This window comes from Telluria sp. ZT3P25 (assembly GCF_059685895.1).
The window spans coordinates 264781-277516 of the sequence record NZ_JCASIJ010000002.1; the positions used below are offsets into that span (position 1 = coordinate 264781).

Consider the following 12736-nt stretch of genomic DNA (forward strand, 5'->3'; position numbering starts at 1 on the left):
TTTCGTCACCGGCTAAAATATCATATGTAAATCGAATGATCTGCGAAACCCGTAGCACAAGAGAATAGGGATGATGTAATGCATTTCAATCGCCTTGACTTGAACCTTCTTGTAGCTCTCGACGCGCTGCTCGACGAAAAAAATACCACAGTGGCAGCGAAGCGTTTATCCGTCAGTCAGTCGGCGATTTCTGGCATGCTGGCCCGCCTTCGCGTGTTTTTCGACGACGATCTGCTGGTACGCGTCGGGCGCCACATGGAGCTGACGCCACTGGGCCGCGACCTTGCCGACCCGGTGCGCCAGTTGATCCTGGAAATCAAGGCGACCCTTGCTATCCGCCCCGGGCTGTCGATCGCCACCGAGCGGCGCCATTTCCGCATTACAGTCTCCGACTATTCGGTTCCCATCCTGATTGCGCCGTTGGTCCGGCAGCTGCAAACGCTTGCACCGCACATCACGATCGAACTGCGTCCACAAACAGACTTTACTGGCCATGGGCTGCGCCGTGGCGAGACAGACCTGTTGATCATGCCCGACGAGTACATCGACCCTCAACACCCGCACTCGGTCCTGTTTGAAGATACGTTCAGCTGCGTGGTCTGGCAAGGAAATGCGCAAGTGGGTGAAACGCTGGATATGGACACTTTTTTGCGCTGTTCTCATGTGGCCCCGCGCCTGGGGCAACCTAGCTCGCCGACGCTGGCCGAACGCTATTTTGACGACAACAAGATCGTGCGCCGGATTGCCATTACCACGCACGACTTCACCTCGCTCGCTTCGATGGTTGTCGGCACTGACTTAATCGCGACAATGCAGACGCGCCTTGCGCGCGACAGTCAAACCCGTCTGCCCATACGGGTGCTGGCGCCGCCCGTAGCGGTAACATCGTTCCGCGCATGCATGCAGTGGAATCACTATCAGACGATGGATCCAGCGCATCGCTGGCTGCGGGAGCAGCTGCTCGTGGTGGCGCATGCTGGAGCGCCAACCGCATAACGGCTCATGCGCCGCATGTCTATTCGGAGAATTGCTTTTGGCCGAAAGCGGAAGTCCCTCAGGGTTTCCGCCTCGGCCTGGGGTCAACATGACTGTTTGCTCACAACAGTTGTGAACCAACAATATAGTTGGCCACAAGCTCCGCTATGAGGCGGGCCGATTCCGGCATGCTGTTCGTGCAAATAATGTTTGCCACAACAGCCTGGCGAACGGTCTTGCATCGTTCGCTTGCAACAATAAAGTCTGCCACAGCCTGGACGGCACGTTGGGTGCGCGAGAGTCCGCTTTCGACCCAAAGCGGCCGTTGTCATCCTCGCATATGCCAGCTCAAAACCCTGCGCATGCAATTGGTGGAATGTCAACACGCTCCACCCGAGAAGGAGAGTTTGACGACATTAGGTTGACACGCTCAATGCAGGTGTAAGGCAACACGCTTTGCTGCGTTTTCGCGCATGTGATTGAGGGTGCTGAGCTCCGGGACTCACACTCGAATCCCTTGCCTTCAAGCCGATTGATCGCTAACGGGATTTCCATTCTTGGTTGCACGAGAGCACGCACGTCTTGTGAGAATTGCTCGTTGCTTACCGTATAGCAGCCCGAGAGGCTTAGCAAAAATCCGCCAGCTAGAATTTGTAAGTGCCTACGTTCTCCTGTCTGGGCATGTTTGCTAAGCGGGTGCAGCTGGCCGAACTTGGCCGTTGAGCTCAGCATACCGGGTTACCAGGTCCGAAAACTCGCAGACTGTCACGAAGGGCAGAAACCGACCCAAAGCGGACCGTCGATTTCTGTGTCTATTCAGCGATTCGTAGTAAAAGCCGATCGTCAGCGCGGATAGACAATGAACTGAGCGATCTTGCCATCGGGAGTGAAGTAGGTCGGTACTCGCACGGTTCCGCCAGCGGTAGTGATGCGATAGAAACGATAAACAAGTCCGCCTCGACGGCCGGAACGCGTTTCAACAATACTTTGCATTTCTCCCAGCGGCTTAAGTGAAGTTGCGAAATCGGCGACAACCTGGTCACTGAAATGATCGCTCAAGCCGCCGCTTAAGATGCTGCGGTCCGGGCCTCCCGCTTGTAACTGTACGAAAAGCGCACGAACCTTGTCCAAGGCAATGGCGGCAGCGGAGTCGGCAACGGGAGCGAACAGCAGCGCTTCAATCTCGCCTGTCACTCTGTCGCTGGTACTGCCGCCGCCATTGGTCAGCACGACGATGGCTATGTCATCATTCGGAAAGATCGTGTTTTGCGTGCGAAAGCCGGCCACCTCTCCACCATGGTCCCAACGCAGGCGTGCCTCGGGGGTCATGCGCACAAACAGGCCAAGGCCATAATTCGTGCCAGTGCCGCCGGTCAGCAGATTTTCCGTCGTCATTACTTTGCGCGATGTGCTGCGCAGTATCGTGTCATGCATCAGCGCGATATTCCACCGCGCCAGGTCGCTTGCCGTCATCGCCAGATTCCCGGCGGCCCATACCCAATTCGCGCCTTCCGGTCGCGCTGGACGTGGCGGACCGAATGCCGCAACTTCGTAGCCTTGGGGTTCGCTGCCGTCCCACTGCGTCGCACTGGTGTCGACGACCGAGTGCATGCCCAGTCTGTCCGTGATGCGGCTACGGATAAACTTATCGAGCGACATACCGCTAGCCAGTTCGATAATGCGGCCGGCAATCGCATATCCGGTATTGCTGTATTCCCATTTTGAACCCGGCTCAAAGCTGAGCGGTCTTTTGCCCCAGTCGGTAAGAATTGCGTCCACGGTCGTGGGCTGCTCCATGAATGGCGCCACATAATCTAGCGGGTAGTAGTCCATATACCCGGCTGTGTGAGCCAGCAATTGGCGCACAGTGATGGCATTTGCCCGGGTCAAATCAGGCAAGAAGCGTGCAATATGATCATCGAGCGACAGTTTGCCGTCTTCAACCAGCAACAGCATCGCTGCCGCCACGAATTGCTTAGTATTCGATCCGATCTTGTAACGCATCTGCGGACTTGCCGCTAGGGCCCGGTCTATGCGTGCGACCCCGTACGCTTGTGCATAGACGAGTTTGCCGCCTTTGACGATGGCAATGGACACACTTGGGACTGATTTGTCTTCCAGGGCCTTTGCGACGATCGAATCAATCGCGCGGGTTGTTTCCGGCGCAAGTTGGGCATAGGCGACGTGGGGCACAGCGGCAAGTGCGACAACGCAAGCCATGATGGTATTGCACGTATTTAAACGCATCGTCCCGATCTGCAAAAGGGTGACGGCTTTTTCGAAGATGCTGGTGTGCTGTTTCATCGGCAGATGGTGTCTGGGAGTAGAGAGTTCAGACAGTGTAACGTTCCGAACAACAGGAATCGGAACATCGCGACGATTTGCATTATTCGTATGACAGGATGCAAGCCAGATAGATTCTTCGACCGTCCGCTCTTAGCCGAGCCCGACCGTTCACGCTAGCTTAGCAGGTTGCCTGGCTTGAAAAGGCACTGACTGTCACGACAGGCAGGTACCGACCCGAAGCGGACATAGGCGACTGTCAGGATGCGGGCAAACTGTCCGGTTGCATCAACAGGAAAATCGAGTTTCCCTCTCTGCCTGGCCCATGCGCTAAGGACTGGAGATGGAGTAGAAAACCTGCCAAATCCATTGGGTTAGTGTCGAGAGGCTTCCATGGCAATAGCTCCGCCCATCGCGCGCCGGCATCCATCAATTCCTCCGCCGAAGCCTCTCTAACTGCAGCCTGCAGACAGTCACTGAGTTCACGGAACGGTTCAAGGGATAACGGCACTGGTTCAGCAGAAAACGCGGCTCTTCCCGTGAGTGCCTCACCTAGCGAAATCAGCGCACTAGCGTTGGGCATTGTGATGCCAGTACAGGGAAATCGATCACACGCATCTTCAAAGCTGCAAGTGACGATCTGCTCTTTTTTGCATCCGAAAAAATCGACTGGGATCATGTGTGCGTCTACGCTGTCATTGTCCGGAAAACTGCACTGGGCCTTAGGTCCGCTTGTGGCCGATAGCGGCCGCTGGATATGGCTCAGTGTACGAGCCTGTTACAACCTGGACAAGCCGCCGGTGGGCTGGTAGACCGGTTGTTGTGGCAGACTTTATTGTTTTGAGGCGAACTTTATTAGTTTGTGGCGGATTTTATTAGCGCGCCACAACAGTGCTTTAATCAGCAAACGCCTTATTCCACCGTCACCGACTTCGCCAGATTACGCGGCTTGTCCACATCGGTCCCACGCGCCAGCGCCGTGTGATACGCCAGCAACTGCAGCGCCGCCACGTGCAGGATCGGTGACAGCAAACCATAGTGCTCAGGCAAGCGAATCACGTGCAGGCCATCGCCCGACGTGATGCGCGAATCGACGTCGGCAAACACGTACAGCTGACCACCGCGCGCGCGTACTTCCTGCATGTTCGACTTCAGCTTTTCCAGCAGTGCATCGTTCGGGGCGATCGTGACGACGGGCATCTCTTCGGTTACCAGCGCCAGCGGGCCGTGCTTGAGTTCGCCGGCCGGATACGCTTCGGCGTGGATGTACGAAATCTCCTTGAGCTTCAGCGCGCCTTCCAGTGCGATCGGGTAGTGGATGCCACGACCCAGGAAGAGAGCGTTTTCCTTGCGGGCGAAGTCGTCGGCCCAGGCGATGATCTGCGGTTCGAGCGCCAGCACTGCGGCCAGCGCGACCGGCAGGTGACGCATCTGCTTGAGGTGTTCGGCTTCTTCGGCATCGGTCAGGCGGCCATTGACCTGGGCCAGCGTCAGCGTCAGCAGGAACAGGGCGGCCAGCTGGGTCGTGAAGGCCTTGGTCGAGGCCACGCCGACTTCGACACCGGCGCGGGTGATGTAGGACAGCTTGCACTCGCGCACCATGGCGCTCGTCGAGACGTTGCAGATGGTCAGCGTGTGTTCCATCCCCAGGCTGCGCGCGTGCTTGAGTGCGGCGAGCGTGTCGGCCGTTTCGCCGCTCTGGGTGATGGTCACGACCAGCGTGTCCGGATGCGGGACGCTGTCGCGGTAGCGGTATTCGCTGGCGATCTCGACGCTTACGGGCACCTTGGCGACCGATTCGATCCAGTACTTGGCAGTCAGGCCTGCGTAGTAGCTGGTGCCGCAGGCCAAAATCAGCACACGGTCGATTTTCTTGAACACCGTGAAGGCGCCGTCGCCAAACAGTTCCGGCATGATGCCGGTGACGCCTTCGAGCGTGTCGCCGATCACGCGTGGCTGCTCGAAGATTTCTTTCTGCATGTAGTGGCGGTATGGGCCGAGTTCGGCCGCACCCGTGTGGGCGTGGACGGTCTTGACTTCGCGCTCGACCGGGCGGCCGTCGACGTCGACGATCCAGTACCGCGCCAGTTGCAGGTCGACCACGTCGCCTTCTTCCAGATAGATGATCTGGTCGGTCGTGCCGGCCAGCGCCATCGCGTCGGAGGCGACGAAGTTCTCGTCCTTGCCCACGCCGACGATCAGTGGCGAGCCCTGGCGCGCGGCGATCACGCGGTGCGGTTCTTCGCGGCAGAACACGGCGATGGCGTAGGCGCCGTGCAGGCGCTTGACGGCTTGCTGCACGGTCTCGAACAGGTCGCCGTTGTACATGTGGTCGACCAGGTGAGCGATGACCTCGGTGTCGGTCTGGCTCATGAAGACGTAGCCCAGGGCGGTCAGTTCGGCGCGCAGTTCATCGTGATTTTCGATGATGCCGTTGTGAACCAGTGCGATGCGCGCATTGTCTTCGCTTGGCGAGAAGTGCGGGTGGGCATTGTGCGATGCCGGTGCGCCGTGGGTGGCCCAGCGGGTGTGGGCAATGCCGGTGAAGCCATCCAGATGCGCTTCCTTGACCTGCGCTTCCAGTTCGGCCACGCGCGACGTCGAGCGCGAACGGGTCAGGCGGCCATCGAGGTGCACGGCCACGCCGCAGGAGTCATAGCCCCGGTACTCGAGGCGCTTGAGACCCTCGATCAGGACAGGGGTAATGTTGCGTTTTGCGACTGCTCCGACGATACCGCACATGGCTAACCTCACTTCAAAATATTCAATGAGTATTATCGTAGAGCAATTACGGTGAAATAAGCGTACAGTGTGCGGCTATATTTGTCATATTATTCCACGACCACTACGCTGTGAAATCTTGTTTCATATAGCACCATTAAATACTTTTAAATTTCATGCCAATCAATGCTCTCCCTGTTCTTGACGACATCGATCGTCGCATCCTGACCATTCTGCAGGCTGACGCATCGCAGACGAACGCGCAGTTGGCAGAGCAAGTGCATGTGTCGCCACCGACGTGCCTGCGCCGCGTGAAGACCATGACGGACAACGGCGTCATCCAGCGCCAGGTGGCCATCGTTGCGCCTGACAAGGTGGGGGCAAGCCTGAGCGCCATCGTCGAGATCACGCTCGATGTGCAGGCCGCCGAGCGCATGGTCGAATTCGAGAAATTGGCAGACACGGAAGCTGCGGTGCTGCAGTGCTACCGCGTATCGCCCGGGCCGGATTTCGTGCTGATCGTGCAGGTGGCCGACATGCCGGCTTATCACGAGCTGGCACACCGGCTGTTCACTGCGCATGCCAATGTGCGTAACGTGAAGGCCTATTTTGCGACCCACCGCAGCAAGTTCGAAACGCGCATTGCCGTGTAGTCCGGTCAAAAAGGCACGCGAATGCCTGTGGATAACAATGTGGATGACCACAGGGAAGAACTTGGGATAAGCATGGTATTACCCTGTGTTTATCTTGTTCATTTCCTGTGATTAGCCTGTGGTTAGCCTACGGTTAGCCTATACGCAACCGGTGGATTACTTCTTGATTTTCACTGGGCGCTTCCAGTTCTCGATGGTGACTTGCTTCGATCGCGAGATGGTCAGTTTGCCGGCCGGCGCATCCTTGGTCAGTGTCGTGCCGGCCGCCAGCGTGGCGCCTTTACCAACCGTGACCGGCGCGATCAGCTGGGTATCGCTGCCGACGAACACGTCGTCTTCGATCACGGTGCGGAACTTGTTGGCGCCGTCATAGTTGCAGGTGATGACGCCGGCGCCGATGTTGACGCGCGAGCCGATCGTGGCATCGCCCACGTACGCCAGGTGATTGGCCTTGCTGTGCGCAGCGACCGTGCTGTTCTTGACCTCGACAAAGTTACCGATGTGGACATCTTCGCCAAGTGCCGTACCCGGCCGCAGGCGCGCGTACGGGCCAATCTGGGAGGCAGCGCCGATCGTGGCGTCCTCGATATGGCAGAACGGCTTGATATTGGTGCCCGCGGCTACGGTGGCATTGACCAGCACGCAGTGCGCGCCGATACGCACGCCGTCGGCCAGCTCGACGCGGCCTTCGAACACGCAACCCACATCGATCGTGACATCGCGGCCGCAAATGAGTTCACCGCGCACATCGATGCGTGCCGGATCCATCAACGTCACGCCGCGTTCCAGCAGTGCGTGGGCAATGTTCAATTGGTGACGGCGCTCGAGTTCGGCCAACTGCACCTTGCTGTTCACACCCGCCACTTCCCATTCACCGGAAGGCTGGCTCGAGACGACGGGTACGCCGTCGGCCACGGCCTGGGCGACGATGTCGGTGAGGTAGTACTCGCCCTGGGCATTGGTATTCGACAGCGCCGCCAGCCACTTCTTGAGGTAACGGGTCGGAATCGCCATGATGCCGCTGTTGATTTCCTTGATGGCGCGTTCGGCCTCGGTCGCATCTTTCTCTTCGACGATGCGCACGATCTTGCCGTCTTCACGCACGATGCGGCCCAGCCCGAATGGATTGGCCTGCTCGACGGTCAAAATGCCCAGCTTGTCGCTACCTGCGGCCTCGACCAGGCGGCGCAGCGTATCGATCGTGGTCAGGGGCACGTCGCCGTACAGCACGATCGTCGGCTGATCATCGTCCAGTTGCGGCAGCGCCTGCATGACGGCGTGACCGGTGCCCAGCTGCGGCTCCTGCAGTGCGGTATCGATCGTGCTGCCGGTGGATTCTGCCACTGTTGCGACCATCTCTGGCACCGCTGCGCCTCCATGTCCGTAAATCACGCATAATTTCTGCGGACTCAGGCCACGCGCGGTATCGATGACGTGGCGCAAAAGGGGCTTACCAGCCAATGGATGCAGTACTTTCGGCAAGGCAGACTGCATGCGTTTGCCCATACCGGCGGCGAGGATCACAACGTTCATAAGCCGTTCTCAAAAAGTTGAATATATGAAAAATTTTAGCATGCGCGATGGCGCGTTCCGACGTGCTTTCGCACTCCTGCTGCTTGCCATGACGGTCATGGCCGCCGGTTGCAGCTCCATTCGCTTCTCGTACAACCAGGGCGACACTTTACTGTACTGGTGGATGAACTCGTATGTCGACTTCGAAGGTCAACAAGCGGATGTGGCCAAGCGCGATATCAAAGCTGTGTTCCAGTGGCATCGCAAAACCGAACTGCGTGACTATGCTGCATTATTGGGCACGTTCAAGCGCCAGCTGGCTGGCAACCCGACCCAGGCCGACCTGCTCGGCGCCTACCGCGAGATCCGGGTACGCGCCGATCGCCTGGGCCAGCGCGCCGTGCCGGAGCTGACGACGCTGGCCATGTCGATCACACCCGAGCAGATCACCCACATGGAGCGCAAGTTCAAGGACAAGAACGACGAATACCGCCGCAAGTTCATCGATGGCAGTGCCGACAAGCGCCAGCGCGCCCGTTTCAAGAAATCGATGGAGCAAATGGAACTGTGGTTCGGAAACTTCAGCAGCGAACAGGAGGCAACCCTGCGCCGCGCGTCCGACCTGCGTCCGCTGGACAACAACCTGTGGCTGGAAGAGCGCCAGTATCGCCAGCGCCGCGTGCTGGCCGTACTGACCGAGATCCAGCAAAAGAAACTCAACCGCGAGCAAGCTGCGGCGCGCGTATCGGGCTTGATGCGGGAGATGTCCAGCCGCATGGACTCGCCGGAGCGCAAGGGTTTCTATGATGCCAGCATCGATCACACTACCAAGTTCATCCTGACGGCGATCCGGATCGCGACGCCCCAGCAGAAAGCCCATGCGCAGGAGCGCATCCAGGGCTGGATCGGTGATCTCGACGCGCTGGCTGCAGGTAAATAAGCACGCAAAAAAGCACCTGAAGGGCGGCACGCAATCGCATGTAAACCCCATGCTATAGTGCCGCCCATGCACAGAAAGTCCATCAACTCCAAGCCTGCCGGCCTCAAGCCGCACGGCGCGCCGCGCATGGCGCAGCACCAGGTCCGCATCATCGGCGGCGCCTTCAAACGAACCCTTCTCCCGGTCGTCGACGCCCTTGGCCTGCGGCCCACGCCGGACCGCGTCCGCGAGACCGTCTTCAACTGGATCAATCACCAGCTCGGCAATGACTGGGATGCTGCTACCGTGCTCGACCTGTACGCCGGTTCCGGGGCGCTCGGCTTTGAAGCGGCCAGCCGCGGCGCGGCATCGGTGCTGATGGTCGACAACCACAGCCCGGCAGTACGCCAGCTGGAAGCAAACCGCGACAAGCTCAAGGCGACCAACGTCACCATCCTGCGCGCCGACGCCCTGACGCTCGTACGTGACCTGGCCAGCCGTGGCCAGCGCTTCGACGTGATCTTTCTCGATCCGCCGTACCAGCAAGACTTGCTGGCCAAGACCTTGCCGTTGTGCGCGGCGCTGCTGAACGAGGGCGGGATGGTGTATGCGGAAGCCGAGGCGCCGCTGCTGGCCGACGGTGAAGACGTGCCCGACTGGCTGGCAGGCTGGGAGGCCGTACGTGCAGACAAGGCCGGCATGGTCTACTATCATCTGCTCAAGCTGCAAGAAAAGCAGGCATGAGTTGTTGCAAGGCTGTGGAAACTGCACAGCCATTGGGCAAACCGCGCCCCAAGCTGGGGCGAATGCCGGGTATTTAAGGCATAATGCGCGTTCTATCACGGTGTATTTTTCACAGGAGCCGCAATGGTTGTAGCTGTTTATCCAGGTACTTTCGATCCGCTCACCCGCGGCCACGAGGATTTGGTACGCCGCGCATCCGGCCTGTTCGACCGTCTGGTGGTCGGCGTTGCCGATAGCCGGAACAAGCGTCCCTTCTTCACACTTGAAGAGCGCCTCGAAATCGCCAATGAAGTGCTGGGCCATTATCCAAACGTGCAGGTCGAGAGTTTCTCGGGCCTGCTCAAGGACTTCGTGCGCAAGCACGATGCCCGCGTGATCGTGCGCGGCCTGCGCGCGGTATCCGATTTCGAATACGAGTTCCAGATGGCGGGCATGAACCGCTACCTGCTGCCGGATGTCGAAACCCTGTTCCTGACCCCGTCCGACCAGTACCAGTTTATTTCGGGCACCATCGTGCGCGAGATCGCGATGCTGGGCGGCGATGTGTCCAAATTCGTTTTCCCATCGGTCGACCGCTGGCTGCAAAACAAGATCGCCAGCCTGCCCCCAGCACCGGTCGCCTGATTTACCTGGAAGTACCATGGCCCTTCTGATTACCGACGACTGCATCAACTGCGACGTCTGCGAACCCGAATGCCCCAACGATGCCATTTCGATGGGCGACGAGTATTACCAGATCAATCCGAACAAGTGCACCGAGTGTGTGGGTCACTTTGAAGAACCGCAGTGCCAACTCCTGTGCCCGGTCGCTTGCATCCCGCTCGACCCGGCCTGGCGCGAATCGCGTGAAGAACTCCTCATCAAGTACGAACGTCTGACGGCCGACAAAGCCGCCGCCTGATCGCCTTTCTGGCCGACGCCTCCCTGTCGGCTTGCTTCTCCCTCACCTCATCGCTTCACCGCCAGCTGGCTTGATCCGCCGGCGGTGGTCGTTCGCGTCCCTCAATCGCTTGGCATCCCGTTTATCCTCTGCTGTACTACATGGTTAATTTTATATAGCACTTTCAGTACCAAATTTTGCGACGCCTTTTTTATTACTTATGGTTAATCTATAAATTATAATAAATGTGAACTTATTTTAAAGTACATTAAAAGTTAGTATAATAACGTTATATTAGTCTAACTTATCCTATCTGTATCTAAATTACTTCCAAAAATTCTTTATTTCAATATTTCTTAAAATCGTCTAAAACACAACTTCATCTGGTTATTTTTGCTTTTCTACCGGCTAAAATCTGTTACGTATAAAATCATAATTCCATAAAATGTAATTCTATGTGAACTTCGTTAAATCGCTTCGCTGAGAAAATCCAGATGACATCAAGTCACTGTCAAAACCATGAGAGTTGGGCATGGGTTGCTGGAATACGAAGCAACAGACGAAAAAAAACGCGGCTACCGTGTCCGGTGCCGCGTTTCAGCGAAGGGAAAAGCAGATCAGCGATAGAGCATCATCAAGCTGATGTCGACGGCGGTGCCGACTTGCTGCGACGTGGGCGCACCGTCAGGTACAGCGCGCGGCCGATGCCGACCAGCAGGGGACGAAAGAACAGGGCAATCCCGCCGAACAGGGCGAGATACACGGTCATGCTGAACAACAGGCTGTAAGGCACCGCGCTGGCGGCTTGAACTAGGGTGGCGGTGGAAGACATGATGTACTCGTTCTGTAATTGTGGATAACTCTAGTGCATTGCAACATATAAATCCAATTCCCATCGCTGATGGCCCTTATACTGTTTGTGAATGAGTTGAGGTACACTTGTATTCACGACAGTTTTTTCCCGAATCCCATGAGCTTTCTGACGCTAGACCTGAATTTGCTGCGCGTATTCGACGCCGTCATGACCGAACAGAACCTGACACGCGCCGCCGGCCACCTGGCCATGACCCAGCCTGCTGTCTCGAATGCCATCAAGCGATTGCGCGAAAGCCTCGGTGACGAACTCCTGATCCGCACCGCCTACGGCGTCAAGCCGACGCCGCGCGCCGAAGCGTTGTGGCCCGCCGTGCGCCAGGCGCTGGCGGCGCTCGAAGCCGCCGTGATGCCGGAAACGTTCGACGTCTCCAAAGCACAGGCCACATTCCGCATGGCAATGGCCGACGCGACCGCCGCCCTGTGGCTGCCGTCACTGATGCGCTCGATCGAAGGCGAGGCGCCGGGCGTGAACATCCGCATGGTGCCGCTGACCACGCGCGAGCCGCGACCGATGCTGCTGCGCGGCGATATCGACCTGGCAGTGGGCTTCTTTCCTGGTGTGGCGGCCCAGCTGTCCTACGAAACCGGCTCGCCGATCCGCCACGAACGGCTGTATTCGGGCGTGTACGTGTGCGTAATGCGCAAGGATCACCCGTTGGCCAAGGAAAAGCTCGATCTCGACACCTATTGCAAGGCGAACCACCTGCTGGTGAGCTTCTCGGGCCGCGCCCACGGCCTGGTGGACGAAGCGCTGGGCCAGATGGGCCGCGAACGGCGCATCCTGCTGACGGTGAACCAGTTCTTCACGGCGGGTCGGGTGGTGGCCAATTCGGACCTGATCACCGTATTGCCCAAGCACTTGCTGGTCTCGACCGGCATGGCCGATGTTTTGATCTGGAAAGAGTTGCCGCTCCAGCTGCCGGCGGTCCACCTGGACATGTTGTGGCACGAACGCGATGGTCGCAGTCCGGCGCACCGCTGGCTGCGCAAGAACCTCGAAGGCATGGCCGAAAGCGCGTCCAAGGGTGGCGTGCGCAAGGTCGTCTGATACGTTGTCACCGGGGATGGCGCAACCGCACCATCCCGTTTTACCTGCACGCCGACCTCCTTGCTTGGTGGCTCTGCCTACCATGCAATTCCCAAATTCATTTTGTGCGAGATCCGTCACCGGGT

The 12736-nt window shown here is 58.3% G+C and carries 12 protein-coding genes; 7 read left to right on the top strand and 5 right to left on the bottom strand.

The genetic code is table 11. From position 1 onward, the window contains the following. Window positions 1-78: 78 nt before the first annotated feature. On the top strand, window positions 79-996 hold the full coding sequence (locus AC56LY_RS19715; RefSeq protein ID WP_499582468.1) for a LysR family transcriptional regulator: 918 nt from the start codon (window positions 79-81) through the stop codon (window positions 994-996). An 822-nt stretch (window positions 997-1818) separates the two neighbouring features. On the opposite strand, the gene AC56LY_RS19720 is transcribed toward AC56LY_RS19715, so the two are convergent. The 3 genes from AC56LY_RS19720 to glmS form a co-directional block, all read right to left on the bottom strand. Continuing rightward, window positions 1819-3279, bottom strand: a complete 1461-nt coding sequence (locus AC56LY_RS19720) for a serine hydrolase domain-containing protein (RefSeq protein ID WP_499582470.1) — start codon at window positions 3277-3279, stop codon at window positions 1819-1821. 238 nt (window positions 3280-3517) lie between these two features. Beyond that, window positions 3518-3937: a hypothetical protein gene (locus tag AC56LY_RS19725; protein WP_499582472.1), complete on the bottom strand. Its 420-nt coding sequence runs from the start codon at window positions 3935-3937 to the stop codon at window positions 3518-3520. Between the two features lie 233 nt (window positions 3938-4170). Beyond that, window positions 4171-6000, bottom strand: a complete 1830-nt coding sequence (gene glmS, locus AC56LY_RS19730; RefSeq protein WP_499582474.1) for a glutamine--fructose-6-phosphate transaminase (isomerizing) — start codon at window positions 5998-6000, stop codon at window positions 4171-4173. 155 nt (window positions 6001-6155) lie between these two features. Here glmS and AC56LY_RS19735 point away from each other — a divergent pair, with 155 nt between their 5' ends. Further along, complete coding sequence (locus AC56LY_RS19735; RefSeq protein ID WP_499582476.1) at window positions 6156-6632, top strand: Lrp/AsnC family transcriptional regulator; 477 nt, start codon at window positions 6156-6158, stop codon at window positions 6630-6632. Between the two features lie 156 nt (window positions 6633-6788). On the opposite strand, the gene glmU is transcribed toward AC56LY_RS19735, so the two are convergent. Continuing rightward, window positions 6789-8165, bottom strand: a complete 1377-nt coding sequence (gene glmU, locus AC56LY_RS19740) for a bifunctional UDP-N-acetylglucosamine diphosphorylase/glucosamine-1-phosphate N-acetyltransferase GlmU (protein WP_499582478.1) — start codon at window positions 8163-8165, stop codon at window positions 6789-6791. 25 nt (window positions 8166-8190) lie between these two features. On the opposite strand from glmU, the gene AC56LY_RS19745 reads away from it, so the two are divergent. From AC56LY_RS19745 to AC56LY_RS19760, 4 genes are all read left to right on the top strand, one after another. Continuing rightward, window positions 8191-9084 carry a DUF6279 family lipoprotein gene (locus tag AC56LY_RS19745; protein WP_499582480.1) on the top strand — a complete coding sequence of 298 codons (894 nt, stop codon included), beginning with the start codon at window positions 8191-8193 and terminating at the stop codon, window positions 9082-9084. A gap of 66 nt (window positions 9085-9150) precedes the next feature. Beyond that, window positions 9151-9807 (top strand): 16S rRNA (guanine(966)-N(2))-methyltransferase RsmD, encoded by a 657-nt coding sequence (gene rsmD, locus AC56LY_RS19750; RefSeq protein ID WP_499582482.1) that lies wholly within the window; start codon window positions 9151-9153, stop codon window positions 9805-9807. Window positions 9808-9930: 123 nt separating this feature from the next. Further along, the gene (coaD, locus tag AC56LY_RS19755) at window positions 9931-10431 is read left to right on the top strand and encodes a pantetheine-phosphate adenylyltransferase (RefSeq protein WP_183554893.1); all 501 of its coding nucleotides are present in this window, start codon (window positions 9931-9933) and stop codon (window positions 10429-10431) included. A gap of 16 nt (window positions 10432-10447) precedes the next feature. Next, the gene (locus AC56LY_RS19760) at window positions 10448-10708 is read left to right on the top strand and encodes a YfhL family 4Fe-4S dicluster ferredoxin (RefSeq protein ID WP_183554890.1); all 261 of its coding nucleotides are present in this window, start codon (window positions 10448-10450) and stop codon (window positions 10706-10708) included. Window positions 10709-11321: 613 nt separating this feature from the next. Here the strand turns inward: AC56LY_RS19760 and AC56LY_RS19765 are convergent. Then, entirely contained in the window at window positions 11322-11519 is a 198-nt protein-coding gene (locus AC56LY_RS19765; RefSeq protein WP_499582484.1) for a hypothetical protein, read from the bottom strand. A gap of 138 nt (window positions 11520-11657) precedes the next feature. On the opposite strand from AC56LY_RS19765, the gene AC56LY_RS19770 reads away from it, so the two are divergent. Then, entirely contained in the window at window positions 11658-12611 is a 954-nt protein-coding gene (locus AC56LY_RS19770) for a LysR family transcriptional regulator (RefSeq protein ID WP_183554886.1), read from the top strand. The last annotated feature ends 125 nt before the right edge of the window (window positions 12612-12736 follow it).